Raw genomic sequence first — 14,422 nt, forward strand, 5'->3', positions numbered from 1 at the left:
CCCCGCACTCCCGCTCAGGGCGTGCGACTCGTCTCCGCAGGCGCCGCTCGGGCCGCCTTCGCCGCCGCGGCGATGGCATCACCGGCGTGCGCGGCGCAGCAGTTTTCCTGCCAGCGATGGCGCCGCGTCAGCTGCCCGATGCCCGGATTGAAGGCGTTGGTCGGATCGAGCTGGCGATAGTGCCGCTCCAGTTCCGGCGCCGCGGCGTAGAGGTGACCGACATTGTGCTCGGCGGGATAACGCGCGCCGCGGGCATCCAGCAGGGCCAGCAGGCGACGCTTGAGCGCCGCGCAGTCCCGGCCCTTCTTCACCAGGTATTCCTGGTGCAGCACGTGGCAGAAGAAGTGCCCGCAATACATGGTCACCTCGATCTGCTCCGCCAGCTCCGGAGGCAGGGTCTCGAACCAGTCCTGGGCATTGCGCGGCAGGGCGATGTCCAGGGCGAGGATGTCTTCCACGGTGTCCCGGTGCACCGCCCGGTAGCGATTCATGGCATTGCCGACCGCGAAGCGATTGAGGAAGGCGGCGTTGCCCTCCTCCGCGTCGCACTCGATGAAGTCCGCGTCGGCGCTGGGTAGCCAGGACTGCAGATAGGCGCGGGCCTCGTCGATGCCGTCTTCGCCCATCTTCAGCAGCAGGTGATGCTCGAAGCGCGAGGCAAAGGCGTTGAGGCGCGCCGGCAGATGCTCCGGCAAGGGCGCGGCGAGCCGTTGCAGCAGGCGATCGCCGAGCTGGGCACCCAGGCCCAGGCGTTCGCTCAGGGCATCGAAGCGGGTCTTCCAGCCGAAGGCTTGGGGCACCCGTTGCGCGCCACAGCGCTGGATGAACAAGAACAGGTCCTTGCCGTAGGTACGACTGAGTTCATAGGCCGTGCGGTGCATGTATTCGCCGGCGATGGGCAGCTGGGCGAAGTTGACCAGGATGTGCCGGCGGATGGCTTCCAGATCGGCGGCCCGGTTGGAGCCGATATAGAACACCCGGGTGTTGCGATCGGCGGCAAAGGTATCCAGGCGCAGGGCGAACACGGCGATCTTGCCCGCCGAACCCGAAGCCTCGTAGAGCCGCCGCGGATCGGCGTTGTAGCGCGCCGGGGTGGCCGAGGCCACGTCGCGGACATGGCGGGCGTATTCGCGATCGGAGGCCATGGCGCCGGCCGGGTCCTGCACGACGCTGTCGTCGAAGCGGCCCTCGTCGAGCCGGGCGAGGATCTCCTCGGGGCTGTCGCCCAAGGCCAGGCCCAGGTGGTTGACCAGTTGCAGGTGCCCGGCTTCGTCGATGCGGGCGAACAGCGACAGCTGGGTAAAGGCCGGTCCGCGGCGGATCAGCGAGCCGCCGGAATTGTTGCAGACGCCACCGGTGACGGAGGCGCCGATGCAGGTCGAGCCGATCACCGAATGCGGCTCGCGCCCCAGGGGTTTCAGCGTCGTCTCCAGCTGACTCAGGGTCACACCCGGCTGGGACAGCACCTGCTCGCCCTGGCGCAGCAGGGCCAGGCGGGTCAGGCGCAGGGTGTTGATCAGCACCACCGGCCGGTCGTAGCCCTCGGCCACCGGGGTGGAGCCGCCGGTCAGGCCGGTGTTGGCCGCCTGACAGATGATGATGGTTCCGGCGCTGTGGCAGCGCTGCAACACGCGCCACAGCTCCAGCAGGGTGCCGGGCTGCACCACGGCGAGCACCGCCCCGCCGCCATAGCGGATCCCCAGGCGGAAGCGCCGGGTCGCGGCGTCGCCCTGCAGGACATGGCGCCGTCCGACGATGGTGTGCAACTCGCTGACCAGATCCATGACGTCCTCTTCACTGACAAGGAAAGCGGAAGCGAAGGATGATCCCTTCCGCTCGAAAACGCGCGGCTATCCCGGCGTGGCTACTCGGCCAGCAGCCCGGTAGTCGAAGGCGCGGGCCGGCGGGTCACCCACAGCATCAGCGCCGCGCACCCCAGCAGGCAACCCCCGAGCAACATCAGCCCCCCTTGCGCCGAACCGAACAGGGTGGTCAGCAAGCCCAGCAGGTAGGGCCCGGCGAAGCCGCCCAGGTTGCCGAAGGAGTTGATGATGGCGATACCGGCCGCGGCCGCGGCGCCCTGGAGGAAGGCCCCGGGCAGCCCCCAGAACAGCGCGATGGCGCTCAGGCTGCCACCCACGGCGAAGGCGACACCCAGGATCATCAGCAGCAGGTGCTGGGAAAAGGCCGCGCAGAGGATCAGGCCGATGCCGGCCAGCACCGACATCAGGGCGCCATAGCCACGCTGGTTACCGGTGCGCTGGGCCTGGCGGGTGATCCAGACCATGGTCGCCGCGCCGAACACATAGGGGATGGCGGTGATGAGGCCGATGTCCAGGACCGAGGCCACCCCGGCGTTCCTGATGATGGTCGGCACCCAGAAATTGATGCCGTAGTTGCCGAGCATCAGCAGGACGTAGATGCCGGTCAGCAGCCAGATGATGGGCAGGGCATACAGGCGCTTGAGGGCGATGCGGGGCTTTTCCGCGGCCTCCACGGCGAGGCGCCGGGTGAGCTCGGCCTTTTCCTGCTCGTTTAGCCAGCGGGCGTCCTGGATGCCGTTGTCCAGCAGCCAGAGCACCACCACCCCGACCACCACGGCCGGCACCGCCTCGATGACGAACATCCACTGCCAGCCCGCCAGCAGGCTGCTGGTGCCCATGTAGTACATGATGGCGCCGCTGAGCGGACCACCGAAGATGAAGGACACCGGATTGCCGAGGATGACGATGGCCATCATGCGGCTGTGCAGCGCCGCGGGAAACCAGTAGGTCAGGTAGAGAATGACCCCGGGAAAGAAGCCCGCCTCGCAGACGCCGAGCAGGAATCTCAGGCCATAGAAGAGCAGCTCGTGGCTGATGCCCAGCCACTGGGCGATGGGCCCGGTGAAGGCCATCAACGACGAGACCAGGCCCCAGGTGATCATGATGCGCGCGATCCACAGCTTGGCACCGACGCGATGCAGCATCAGGTTGCTGGGGACCTCGAAGATGAAGTAGCCGATGAAGAAGATGCCGGCGCCCAGGCCATAGGCCGCGTCGGACATGCCGAGGTCGCTGAGCATGGCGAGCTTGGCGAAGCCGACGTTGACCCGATCGAGATAGGCGATGATGTAACCGAGCAGCAGCAGCGGCAACACGCGCCAGGCGACCTTGCGATAGAGCGGATCGAACTGCACCGGGGATGCGGCGGTACTGGGATGGGCCATGATGTTTCGCGTCCTTTAATTGTTGTGATTGTCGCGCGGGTCTTGCAGAACGGTCGTCGCTCAGCCGCAGCCCAGTGCCCGCCCGGAACGGTATCGAGGCGCGAGGCGGGACGGCGGACGACGCTGCAGCGGAAGGGCTTGCCGCTACGCAAGCCAGGGCCTCAGAACGAGGCCTGGATCAGGTGGGCATAGTCCTCCGCCGAGGCTTCCCGGGGATTGGTCTGGTGGCTGTGATCGGCCAGGGCGCCGGTGACGATGCGTGGGATGAGGCCCCTGTCGACACCCATCTGCGCCAGCCCCGTCGGCAGCCGCAGGGCCTCGGCCTTGTGCGCCAGCGCCTGCTCCACCGACAGCTGCGCCGGCAGTTCCATGGCCTGGGCGAGGCGCTCGAGTTTCTCCTCGCGGATCACCGATTCGGCGCTCCGGTTGAAGGCCACCACGGCCGGCAGCAGGACCGCGTTGAGGGTGCCATGGTGCAGCCGCGGGTCGATGCCGCCCAGCGAGTGACTCAGGCTGTGCACACAGCCCAGCCCCTTCTGGAAGGCCAGCGCCCCCTGCAGCGAGGCGCTGAGCATCTGGGTACGGGCCTCCAGGTTGTTCGGCTCGTTGAACGCCAGCTCCAGATGGCGCCAGGCCCGGCGCAGGCCGTCCAGCGCGATGCCCTCGGCCGGCGGATTGAAGCCGGGCGCGAGAAAGGTTTCGATGCAGTGGGCCACCGCGTCCATGCCCGTGGCGGCGGTCAGGTGCGGCGGCAGGCTGAGCGTCAGCAGCGGATCGCAGATGGCCACCCGCGGGATGACATGGGGCGAGAGGATGCCGACCTTGCGGCCATCGTCGAGAATGATGATGGCGCCGCGTCCCACCTCGCTGCCGGTGCCGGCCGTGGTCGGAATGGCCACGATGGGCACCGTCGCCGCGGTGATCCGCGTCAGGCCGCCTTCGATGACGGCGAACTGTTTCAGCGGTCCGGGATGGCGCGCGGACACGGCGATAGCCTTGGCCAGGTCGATGGGCGACCCGCCGCCGACGGCGATGATGCCGTCACAGTCCGCGTCCCGGAAACAGGCGACGCCCTCGCGGGTGGCGGCCTCGGTGGGATTGGCCGGGGTGGCGTCGAACACCTGGTAGGCGGCCAGAGGATTGAGCTCCACCAGCTGCTCGATGAGACCGGCGGCCACCACGCCTCGATCGGTGACGATCAGCGGCCGCTGGAAGCCCAGCCGTGCGTTGACGGCGGCCAATTCGGCCGCACAGCCGGCGCCGAAGCGGATCTCCGTTACATAGTTGATTATCGCCATGACCCGTCCTGTTATTCTTGAAATTGATAGACGGCCCGACTATAGCGAGGCGCTTCCGCGCCAAATACTGAGAGGTAGCGATAGCGGTATAACCGGGAGGCAACCCAGCCTGTTCGGGTGGCGCCGCCTATCGTTGCCTTCCTGCCGGACGCCCTACCCACAGCGATGGCCGGGCCCGCTCTCCCGGGCGCTTGCCGCTTTCTGGAGTCTCGATGCCCACCCCTACCCTGGCCGCCGCCCAGTCCGTTTCGCTCGCCGGCGACCTCGCCGCCAATCTGCGCACCCATCTCGACTTCATCGCCGCGGCTGCCGACGCCGGGGTGGAGCTCCTGCTGTTTCCGGAACTGTCCCTGACCGGCTATGAGCCGACCCTGGCGGCGGCGCTGACGCTGGAGGGTACCGATGCGCGTCTGCGGCCCCTGCGCGAGGCCTGCCGCGTGGCCGGGCTCACGGCCGTGGTCGGGGCGCCGATCCAGGGTCCGACGGGGCTGCAGATCGGTGCGCTGATCCTGGGCGCCGATGGCAGCTGTCGCGTCCACACCAAGGAATACCTGCATCCGGGCGAGGCGCCGCCCTTCGTCCCCGGCAGTGGCGGGGACTTGCTGGAGGTGCGCGAGCTGCAGGCCGCCCTGGCCATCTGCGCCGACAGCAACCACCCGGCCCATGCCGATGCCGCCCGCGCCCGCGGCGCCGATCTCTACCTGGCCTCGGCGGTGATCGGCCCGACCGGCTATCCCGCCGACAGCGCCCGCCTGGCCGGCCATGCCCGGCGCCTGGGCATGCCGGTGCTCATGGCCAATCACGGCGGGCCCACCGGCGGCTACGCCTGCGTGGGCCGCAGTGCCTTTTGGCAGGCCGATGGCCAGTGCCTGGTCGCGGCGCCAGGCGACGGCCCCTGCCTGGTGATCGTCCGCCTGCACGCGGGTGTCTGGCAGGGCGAAATCCGCACCGAGCCTGCCTGATCCGCGCGAGAAAAGTCTGTTGACCGCAAAGCGGCTGGCAGGTCACGTTGCGACCATAATGGCAACTTGATATCCCGCCGCCTCCTGCGACTAAAGGTCACACGTCAGACGCCGATAAGGCTCTGACATCCTCGTCCAGAACACCGCCAAGGATGCCTTTCGCAGCGTGAACGACGCTGTATCCGCAGGAGCGACACCATGGCCTTGAACACCATCCGAACCCGCTACACCCTGATCTTTCTCGGCTTCATTGGCGCGACCCTCGCGGCCACCGTCATCGGCATCCGCCTGTGGGTGACCCCGGATCTGGTCGCCGCCGGTGAATCCGCCGTGCTGACCCGCGTCAACGAGGTGGGCACCCGCATCTATCGCGAACTCAACCAGATCCAGGCGCAGCAGCGCTCCATCACCCAGACCGTGCCGCTGCTGGACAGTGCCGCCATCGACCGGGTACTGCCCGGCCTGGTGGACCAGTATGGCGATGCCAAGGTGTTCGGCGGCGGCATCTGGCCGCTGCCCAACCAGCGTGAACAGGGCCGCGACAAGTTCAGCACCTTCTATCACCGCGATGCCGGCGGCAAGCTGATCGTCAACACCCACTGGAACTCACCCGAGTCGCTCAACTACTGGGAGCAACCCTGGTTCCAGGCTGGCCTCAAGGGTCCCGCCGGCCAGTGCGTCTGGGCCGCCGCCTACAAGGACGCCGCCAGCGCCGAGCCGCGCACCAACTGCGCCATGGCCATCCAGCGCGACGGCAAGGCCTTTGGCGTCTCGACCATCGACCTCACCCTGGGCTTCTTCAATCCCCTGGTGGACAGCCTGCGCAAGGAGCTCGACGACACCGACATGATGATCGTCGAGGCCGATGGCAAGATCCTCAGCAACCTCAGCGAACTCGGCGAGCCGCAGATTCTGAACAACGTCTCGGCCTATGCCGCCCGCTCGCCCTTCGTCGCCGCCATCCAGCAGAACCTCGGCAAGCTCAAGGGCGAGGCCGTGGTGCGCGACACCTATGTCGACGAGCACGGCACGCCCCACACCTTCTTCCTGCGTCCGCTGGTCGGCACGCCCTGGCTGCTGGCCACGGCGCTGCCCACCTCGCTCATCGCGGCGACCAACACCGGCATCCTCAAGACCCTGGCGGCGATCCAGCTGCCGCTGGTCCTGCTGCTGGTGGGCATCATGGTGCTGGCGCTCGGCAAGCTGATGGGTCGCCTGGGCCTGCTGCAACGCAACATCGAATCCCTGTCCGCCGGCGACGCCGATCTGACCCGGCGCATCCCGGTGCACGGCAAGGACGAGGTGGATGCGGTGGCCGGCGCGGTCAACGGCTTCATCGGCTATCTGCAGCGGCTGATCGGCAAGGTGGGCGATGCCACGGACCGCATCGACACCGGTCTCAAGCAACTCCACGGCCAGGCCCAGCAGAACGGTGCCATCCTGGCCCGCCACGCCAGCGAAACCGACCAGGCGGTGACCGCCATCACCGAGATGAGCGCCACCTCCGACTCCGTGGCCCGCAGCGCCAGCGATACCGCCACCCTCACCCAGGCCGCCAACGGCCAGGCCGAGCGTTCCCGCGCGGTGGTCCAGCAGGCTTCGGCGAGCGTCCTGGCGCTGGTGGATCAGGTGGAAGACGCCACCCTCAAGGTGCAGGCCATGCAGAGCGACGCCCAGCGCATCAACGACGTGCTCGGCGTGATCGGCGGGATCGCCGGTCAGACCAACCTGCTGGCGCTCAACGCGGCCATCGAAGCGGCCCGCGCTGGCGAACAGGGTCGCGGCTTCGCGGTGGTGGCCGATGAGGTGCGCGCCCTGGCCGGTCGCACCCAGCAGAGCACCGCCGAGATCAACGAGATGCTCAGCCGCCTGCAGCAGGGGGTGAGTTCCGCGGTCGCGGCCATGGAAATGACCAAGGCCAGTTGCCAGAGCACTGCCGAGCGCACCCGCGAGGTCACCGAAGGCCTGGACGAAATGAGTGGTTCGGTGGTGCGCATCAGCGACCTCTCGACCCAGATCGCCGCGGCCGCCGAAGAGCAGAGCGCGGTGGCCGGCGAGATCAACCAGAACATGGTTGCCGTGCGCCATATCGTCGACGACCTGGTCACCAGCGGTCAGCGCACCGCCGAGAGCACCGCGGCGGTGCAATCGTCCAACGAGCAGCTGATCGCCGTGGTCCGGCGCTTCCGGGTGAAGTGACCCGAGCGCCGCGACAGGAAAAAGCCGGGCACTGCGCCCGGCTTTTTCGTTTCAGAACCTGTTCACGATCTCGCGAGCTAGAGACAAACAAGGCCTGGGCGGCCCCGCGAAAATGCCTGAGGAAGCGGACCGGGCTCGCGCTCGAGTTTACGAGTGGTAAATGAGCATTCCGACGGGGCTGGCCTTCTAGGGCATTTTTAACGCAGTTTGGCCGACGCGCAGCAGATCGTGGACAGGTTCTCAGCCCACCAGATGCAGGAAATGCATATGGCGTTCGTACTGGTCGAGGATGTCGCCGATGACGTCCTCGCGTGACCAGCCCATGACGTCATGGTCCTGGCCACCCTCGCGCAGATAGACCTGCGCGCGGAAGTACTTGCGCTCTTCGTTCGGCTCGCTGCCCATGACGAAACTGGGCATGGCGTAGGCATGGGGTCTGACCTGGTAGACGAACTCGGGTTGGTCGGCCGGGCCGACATGCAGCCGCACCCCGCCATCCTCGCGGTCCTCCACGCCGCACACATAGCCCTGCTTGCGCCATTCCTCGGCCACCGCCAGGCAGGCCGGCTTGGCCACCTCGCCGATGAAGCGCACCACGTGGCTGCGCCGCGGAAACATCGCCAGGCCGCGCAGCCGGCGCTGCCAGCCCCCCGGCGTGCGACTGGTCGGCGGGGTGAGACTCAACGACTGATGGCGCAGGCCGCGCTTGGTGGCGTCCAGCTTCAGCGCCTTGAGCAGGCCATGCATGCTGAACAGCAGGGCGAGGGTGAACGGCAGGGCACTGGCGATGGTGGCGGTCTGTAGGGCCTTGAGGCCGTCCGCGAGGAGCAGCGCGATGGCCACCAGCCCCATGCTGGCGCCCCAGAAGACGCGCTGCCAGACCGGCGTCTGGTCCTGGCCGCCGGAGGCCAGCATGTCCACCACCATGGCGCCGGAATCGGCCGAGGTGACGAAGAACACCACCACCATGACGATGGCCACCAGCGAGATCACGCTGGCGAAGGGAAAGTGCTCAAGGAAGGCGAACAGCGCCAGGGAGCTGTCCTGGGATACCGCGGCGGCCAGGTCGGTGATGCCTTCGGTGAGGATCATGTGGATCGCCGTGTTGCCGAACACCGTCATCCACAGCAGGGTGAAGCCGGCCGGCACCAGCAGTACGCCGGAGACGAATTCGCGGATGGTCCGCCCGCGCGAGATGCGCGCGATGAACAGCCCGACGAAGGGCGACCAGGCCAGCCACCAGCCCCAGTAGAACAGCGTCCAGCCGCCGATCCAGTCGGTGGGTCGATAGGCGTTGAGGTTGAGGGTGCGGCTGACGATCTCGCTGAGATAGCCGCCGGTGTTCTCGACAAAGGTCTGCAGGATCAGCACGGTCGGGCCGAGGATGATCACGGTCAGCATCAGCAGCACCGCCAGGCCCAGGTTGAGCTCCGACAGCCGCCGCACGCCCTTGTCCAGGCCCGAGACCACCGAGAGGGTGGCCAGCGCCGTGGTGATGACGATCAGGCCGATCTGCACCGGGGTGGACACCGGCACGCCGAACAGCACGTTGAGCCCGGTGTTGATCTGCGAGACGCCGAAGCCCAGGGAGGTGGCGACGCCCAGCACCGTGCCGATGATGGCGAAGATGTCCACGGCATGGCCGATGGGCCCGTAAATGCGTTCGCCGATCAAGGGATAGAGCGCCGATCTCAGGGTCAGCGGCAGGCCGTGGCGGTAGCTGAAGTAGGCCAGGATCAGGGCGACGATGGCGTAGATCGACCAGGCGTGCAGGCCCCAGTGGAAGAAGGTGATGCGCATGGCCTGGCGCGCGGCATCCACCGTCTGGCCATCGGCATAGGGCGGATTGAGAAAGTGCATCACCGGCTCGGCGACGCCAAAGAACATCAGGCCGATGCCCATGCCGGCGGAAAACAGCATGGCGAACCAGGTGGTGTTGGCGTAGTCCGGCTCGCTGTGGTCCGGGCCGAGCTTGATGTCGCCATAGCGACTCATGCCGAGAAACACCACGGTGCCGAGGATGATGGCCACGGCAAGGATGTAGAACCAGCTGAGGTTGGTGATGATCCAGCCCTGGATGGCGGCGAACAGCCACTGGGCGTTGGCCTGGAACAGGCTGGCATAGAGCACCAGCGCGAGTAGCAGCAGGGTCGAGGTCCAGAAGACCGGAGGACTGAAGGTGGGACGAGCGGCGGATTCTCCCTGGCCGGTCATAAAAGGGCTCCTGTTCATGAAATGCGCACAGGTTGACTGCCCTCGTCCGTGATCGTTTCGCTGGCGGCGCTGCCGGAACGGTGCGTGCCGCTATGCGCTCGCGCTGCAATGGCTGGGGCGCTAAGGACCGGGTGCACTGGCCAGGGCAGCGGTGCCGGGCGCTGCGCCAAGTCCGCGAAACCAGCGCGCCGGCGCCATTCCGAAGGTCTGGCGAAAATGTTTCGTCATATGACTCTGGTCATAGAAGCCGGCGGCGACGGCCGCCTCGGCCAGTGCCCGACCCAGGCGCACCTGCAGCCGTACCTGGTCGAGGCGGCGCAGGGTCAGGTAGCGATGGGGACTGGTGCCGAAGTAGGCGCGGAAATCCCGGGTCAGACTCCAGCGATCCCGACCGGCGCAGCAGGCCAGGTCGTCGAGGGTGACGGCCTGGTCCAGGTGGTCTTCCAGGTATTCGCGCGCGCGCAGCGCGGCGGCGAAGTCCACCCGCCCGCGACTGGGCCAGGCCTGGCAGACCTCGGCCAGGGTGGCGACCAGGCCATAGAGGGCATCGTCGCGAGCGAGGACATCGGGTTGCGCGTCGAGGGCGGCGAACACCGCCTCGGTGGCCCGGGCCAGGCGCGGATCCTGGGAGATGCCGTCACGGTGGAAGGGCAAGGGTCGCCCGCCGAGAATGTCCTGCACCAGGGTCGGCGGCAGATAGAGCATGCGATAGCGAAAGCCATCGGCGGCGCCGGCACGCCCGTCATGGACCTCGTCCGGATGGAGGATCATGGTCTCGCCGGGCAGGCTGTTGGTCCGGGCGCCGCGATAGGAAAAGCTCTGCACCCCTGCCAGGGTACGGCCGATGGCATAGGTGGCATGGCGATGGGGGTCGAAGGCATGGCCGCTGAAGAAGGCCTCGATGGATTCCAGCTCGGCATGGGCCGGGGCGTGCCTTACCCAATCCGTGGCGCCGGGCAGTTCGATCTGGGTGCTCATGGCGACTCCTCCGGCGCTCAGCCTAGCAGACCGCGCCAGGCGTCGTGGAACAGCAGCAGGGCGCAGCCGACCAGACTCAGGCCCAGCAGCCGATTCACCGCGCGCAAGCCGCGTCCCCGCACCAGGTAGCGCCCGAGCAGCGCCCCAAGCAGGGCGTAGCTGGCCGGGGCGCCGCCCGCCGACAGCGCCAGGGGCAGCGACCAGAGGGCGATCTTGCCCCCGGTCACCTGGGCCGCCGGAAACATCACCGTGGCGATGGGCAGCACCGCTAGCCAGCCCTTGGGATTGAGGCCCTGGATCAGCAAGCCCCGAGCGAAGGTCAGCCGCGTGGCGGCACCCTCCTCCTCCCCCGCTGCCGTCGGCGGTGCGGCCCGGGCGATGCGATAGCCGAGGTACAGGCAATAGCCACCGCCCAGGAGCGCCAGCCACGGCAGCAGCGCCCCCGAGACCAGGATCGCGCCGGCATAGCCCAAGGCCAGAAACAGAACCAGCATGGCGCAGCCCACCCCGGCATAGAACCCCAGCGCCCGGCGGGCCTGGCCGCGCAGACCGGCGTTCAGCCCCAGGGCGTTGACCGGGCCGGGGCTGTACATGACGCTCAGGGCATAGAGAACGATTTCCAAGGGGCACCTGCCAGGCTTCGAGAAGGAGACCCAGGCTAGCCAGAGCGCCCGGGGTGTGGCTTGTACGTCTGTGGCTGAGATGAGCCACCCGCTCTAGCACTCGAACTCCGCCGGGGTGTGGCACTCTATCCAGGCCAAGGCCTGGAAGAGAAAACCCATGTTCGGATCGCTGCGCAGTCGTCTGATTGCCCTGCTGCTGATGCTCGGCGGCATGGCCGTCGGGGTCGGCTGGCTGATGATCCTGCTCTTGCGCCAGTCGGAAAGCGCCCAGCTCGGCCAGGCCACCGTGGAAGCCGAGCAGGCCTGCCAGGGCATCGCCAGCAGCTATCGCTTCTACAGCAACGGCTGGTCCGGCCCCACCGGCGGCCTCGCCGACCCGGCGCTGCAACGCAGTCTCGGCGGCGTGGCCAGTGTCGCCCTGCTGCGTTATCGCGGCATGGCCGGGGGCCTCTGGCAGGAACAGGCGGGGCTGCTGGCCGATGCCAGTCCCTTCCCCCTGACCGCCGCCGAACGCCAGCACCTGGCCAATCTTTCCGCCGCGACCCTGGCCGAGGCGCGCAGCCTGAGCGACAGCTTCAGCGCGGACGGCGCCACGGTATTGGTGGCCGCCTGCCCGCTGTCCGGGCCAATTGCCGATCTCGCCGCCTGGACCCTGACCCGCCTGACCTTCGCCGAGGGCAGCGGTCAGCGCCAGCTGAAACTGGGCCTGGGCCTGCTGCTGCTGGCCATGCTCGCCGCCACCCTGCTGCTCGGTCGGCTCACCTGGCAGTGGTCGCGGCATGTCGCACGGGTCGAGCGCGATCTGGGCGCCAGTGCCAGCCACGACCTGCCCACCCTCGCCCTCACCGGCGAACGCGAGCTGGATCGGGTGCTGGCAGCGCTCAACCAGGCCGGGCAGCGCCTGACCCAGGCGCGGGACGAGGCCCAGCGGCTGACCACCCAGGTCCACGCCAGTGAACGGCTGGCCGCCCTTGGCCGAGTGGCCGCCGGGGTCGCCCACGAGATCCGCAATCCGCTGGCCGCCATGCGCCTCAAGGCCGAGAACGCCCTGGCCGGCGACAGCGGCCGGCAGCAGAAGGCGCTGGACGCCATCCTCACGCAGGTCACCCGGCTGGACCGCCTGCTGCGCCGCCTGCTCGACCTCACCCAGCCGCTGCACCTGCAACCGACCGCCATCGCGCTGCCGGCCTTTTGCCGCGAGGTGCTGGCCGGTCACGAAGACCAAGCCGCCCAGCGCGGCATCCGCCTGACCGCCCAGGTGGCCGTCGAAGAGGGCTGGTTCGACCGCGACGCCCTGGCCCGCGCCCTGGACAACCTGCTGCTTAACGCCCTCCAGGCCGCCCCGGCCGCCAGCGAGATCCGCCTCGATGCCAGCCGGCGCGGCGACTGGCTGGTGCTGGCGGTGGAAGACGAAGGCCAGGGCCCGCCTGCCGAGTTGCGCGCCCAGCTCTTCGAGCCCTTCGTCACCGGTCGTCCTGAGGGCACCGGCCTGGGCCTGGCCCTGGTTCGCGAGACCGCCCGCGCCCACGGTGGCGAGGCGCGACTGATCGATCCCTCCGTCCCCACTCGCTTCGAGATCCTCCTGCCATGCCAACCCTGCTGATCATCGATGACGACGCCGGTCTGCGCGACGCCCTGGCGGAAACCGCCGCGGACCAGGGCTACCGGGTGCTGCAGGCCGATCAGGGGGAAGCGGGCTTGCAGCTCCTGGCGCAGGAGACGGTGGACGCGGTGCTGCTGGACCTGCGCATGCCGGGGCTGGATGGCCTGGAGGTGCTGGCGCGCATCCGCGCCCTGCCCGAGCCGCCAGCGGTCACGGTGCTGACCGCCTTCGCCAGTGCCGGCAACACCATCGAGGCCATGCGCCTGGGCGCCTTCGACCACCTCACCAAGCCCATCGGCCGTGACGAGCTGATCCGGGTACTGGCTGGCATGACCGCCCAGCGCGGCCCGGCCAGCACGCCACCGGCCGCGGTCGAAGGCCATACCCTGGTGGGTGGCAGCGATGCCCTGCGCCAGGTGCAGAAGACCATCGGCCGTCTGGTGGACAGCGAGGCCACGGTGCTGGTGACCGGCGAGACCGGCACCGGCAAGGAACTGGTGGCCCGCGCCATCCACGAACACGGCAAGCGACGCGGCGCGCCCTTCGTGGCGGTCAACTGCGCCGCCATCCCGCCGGATCTGCTGGAAAGCGAACTCTTCGGCCATGTGCGCGGCGCCTTCAGCGGGGCCACCGCCAATCGTCTCGGCGCCTTTCGCGAAGCCCAGGGCGGCACCCTCTTTCTCGACGAGATCGGCGACATGCCGCTGCCGATGCAGGCCAAGATCCTGCGCGCGCTGCAGGAACGCGAGGTGACCCCGGTGGGCGGCGCACCGGTACGGCTGGATGTGCGCCTGGTGGCGGCCACCCACCGCGACCTGGCCCAGCGCGTCGCCAGCGGCGACTTCCGCGAGGACCTCTTCTATCGCCTGCACGTAGTGCCCATCCACCTGCCGGCCCTGCGCGAGCGGCGGGCCGATATCCTGCCGCTAGCCGAGCACTTCCTCGCCCCCAGCGGCCGGGTGCTGGCGGACGATGCCGCCGCCCTGCTCTTGCGCCACCCCTGGCCGGGCAACGTGCGGGAATTGCGCAACGCCATCCAGCGCGCCGCGACCCTGGCCCAGGGCGAGCGCATCGTCGCCGCCGACCTGGCCTTCCTGCAGGGCGAGACCCCGGATGAGGTAGCCATCGACGCCAGCTGGCCGGAGGAGACGCTGGCCGAAGCCACCGCGCGCCTGGAACGCCTGCTGATCGAGCGCGCCCTGCAGCGCAGTGGCGGCAATCGCGCCGAAGCGGCCCGCCGCCTGGGCATCCATCGCCAGCTGCTCTACACCAAGCTGAGCCGGCTGGGCCTGGGTGTCGGCGCAGACGACAGTCTTGCTTAGAGCCTATTCAAAGTC

Annotated in this window: 9 protein-coding genes and 2 pseudogenes; 5 read left to right on the forward strand and 6 right to left on the reverse strand. The window is 68.6% G+C overall.

Annotated features, from left to right (window positions below):
- Positions 1 to 14: 14 nt before the first annotated feature.
- The 3 genes from dld to FHR73_RS11485 form a co-directional block, all read right to left on the reverse strand.
- Positions 15 to 1,784 carry a D-lactate dehydrogenase gene (dld, locus tag FHR73_RS11475; RefSeq protein WP_183631192.1) on the reverse strand — a complete coding sequence of 590 codons (1,770 nt, stop codon included), beginning with the start codon at positions 1,782 to 1,784 and terminating at the stop codon, positions 15 to 17.
- 80 nt (positions 1,785 to 1,864) lie between these two features.
- Complete coding sequence (locus FHR73_RS11480) at positions 1,865 to 3,208, reverse strand: MFS transporter (protein ID WP_183631193.1); 1,344 nt, start codon at positions 3,206 to 3,208, stop codon at positions 1,865 to 1,867.
- 161 nt (positions 3,209 to 3,369) lie between these two features.
- A complete protein-coding gene (locus tag FHR73_RS11485; RefSeq protein WP_183631195.1) occupies positions 3,370 to 4,506 on the reverse strand; it encodes an iron-containing alcohol dehydrogenase in 1,137 nt (378 codons plus the stop codon).
- Positions 4,507 to 4,718: 212 nt separating this feature from the next.
- Between FHR73_RS11485 and FHR73_RS11490 the strand changes: the two genes are divergently transcribed.
- The 3 genes and pseudogenes from FHR73_RS11490 to FHR73_RS22810 all read left to right on the forward strand — a co-directional run.
- On the forward strand, positions 4,719 to 5,468 hold the full coding sequence (locus tag FHR73_RS11490; protein WP_183631197.1) for a carbon-nitrogen hydrolase family protein: 750 nt from the start codon (positions 4,719 to 4,721) through the stop codon (positions 5,466 to 5,468).
- A gap of 198 nt (positions 5,469 to 5,666) precedes the next feature.
- Positions 5,667 to 6,806, forward strand: a pseudogene (locus tag FHR73_RS22805) (cache domain-containing protein); the annotation flags it as partial.
- A 288-nt stretch (positions 6,807 to 7,094) separates the two neighbouring features.
- A pseudogene (locus tag FHR73_RS22810) lies at positions 7,095 to 7,667 on the forward strand (methyl-accepting chemotaxis protein); the annotation flags it as partial.
- Between the two features lie 240 nt (positions 7,668 to 7,907).
- On the opposite strand, the gene FHR73_RS11500 reads toward FHR73_RS22810, so the two are convergent.
- The 3 genes from FHR73_RS11500 to FHR73_RS11510 all read right to left on the reverse strand — a co-directional run bounded on the left by FHR73_RS11500 (position 7,908) and on the right by FHR73_RS11510 (position 11,482).
- Positions 7,908 to 9,881: a choline BCCT transporter BetT gene (locus FHR73_RS11500; RefSeq protein WP_183631201.1), complete on the reverse strand. Its 1,974-nt coding sequence runs from the start codon at positions 9,879 to 9,881 to the stop codon at positions 7,908 to 7,910.
- Positions 9,882 to 10,001: 120 nt separating this feature from the next.
- The gene (locus tag FHR73_RS11505; RefSeq protein WP_183631203.1) at positions 10,002 to 10,859 is read right to left on the reverse strand and encodes an AraC family transcriptional regulator; all 858 of its coding nucleotides are present in this window, start codon (positions 10,857 to 10,859) and stop codon (positions 10,002 to 10,004) included.
- Positions 10,860 to 10,876: 17 nt separating this feature from the next.
- The gene (locus FHR73_RS11510; protein WP_183631205.1) at positions 10,877 to 11,482 is read right to left on the reverse strand and encodes a LysE family translocator; all 606 of its coding nucleotides are present in this window, start codon (positions 11,480 to 11,482) and stop codon (positions 10,877 to 10,879) included.
- A gap of 157 nt (positions 11,483 to 11,639) precedes the next feature.
- On the opposite strand from FHR73_RS11510, the gene FHR73_RS11515 reads away from it, so the two are divergent.
- Both FHR73_RS11515 and FHR73_RS11520 read left to right on the forward strand, forming a co-directional pair.
- Positions 11,640 to 13,085 (forward strand): PAS domain-containing sensor histidine kinase, encoded by a 1,446-nt coding sequence (locus FHR73_RS11515; RefSeq protein ID WP_183631207.1) that lies wholly within the window; start codon positions 11,640 to 11,642, stop codon positions 13,083 to 13,085.
- Positions 13,070 to 14,407 carry a sigma-54 dependent transcriptional regulator gene (locus FHR73_RS11520; protein WP_183631209.1) on the forward strand — a complete coding sequence of 446 codons (1,338 nt, stop codon included), beginning with the start codon at positions 13,070 to 13,072 and terminating at the stop codon, positions 14,405 to 14,407. The genes FHR73_RS11515 and FHR73_RS11520 overlap by 16 nt, the downstream gene beginning before the upstream one ends.
- Positions 14,408 to 14,422: the final 15 nt, after the last annotated feature.

The organism is Pseudomonas sp. AS2.8 (assembly GCF_014190935.1).
Classification (GTDB): domain Bacteria; phylum Pseudomonadota; class Gammaproteobacteria; order Pseudomonadales; family Pseudomonadaceae; genus Chryseomonas.

What these genes read in the sequence shown, in the direction of transcription:
- dld (WP_183631192.1), bottom strand. Translation starts at nt 1,784, where the DNA reads ATGGATCTGGTCAGCGAGTTGCACACCATCGTCGGACGGCGCCATGTC.
- FHR73_RS11480 (WP_183631193.1), bottom strand. Translation starts at nt 3,208, where the DNA reads ATGGCCCATCCCAGTACCGCCGCATCCCCGGTGCAGTTCGATCCGCTC.
- FHR73_RS11485 (WP_183631195.1), bottom strand. Translation starts at nt 4,506, where the DNA reads ATGGCGATAATCAACTATGTAACGGAGATCCGCTTCGGCGCCGGCTGT.
- FHR73_RS11490 (WP_183631197.1), top strand. Translation starts at nt 4,719, where the DNA reads ATGCCCACCCCTACCCTGGCCGCCGCCCAGTCCGTTTCGCTCGCCGGC.
- FHR73_RS11500 (WP_183631201.1), bottom strand. Translation starts at nt 9,881, where the DNA reads ATGACCGGCCAGGGAGAATCCGCCGCTCGTCCCACCTTCAGTCCTCCG.
- FHR73_RS11505 (WP_183631203.1), bottom strand. Translation starts at nt 10,859, where the DNA reads ATGAGCACCCAGATCGAACTGCCCGGCGCCACGGATTGGGTAAGGCAC.
- FHR73_RS11515 (WP_183631207.1), top strand. Translation starts at nt 11,640, where the DNA reads ATGTTCGGATCGCTGCGCAGTCGTCTGATTGCCCTGCTGCTGATGCTC.
- FHR73_RS11520 (WP_183631209.1), top strand. Translation starts at nt 13,070, where the DNA reads ATGCCAACCCTGCTGATCATCGATGACGACGCCGGTCTGCGCGACGCC.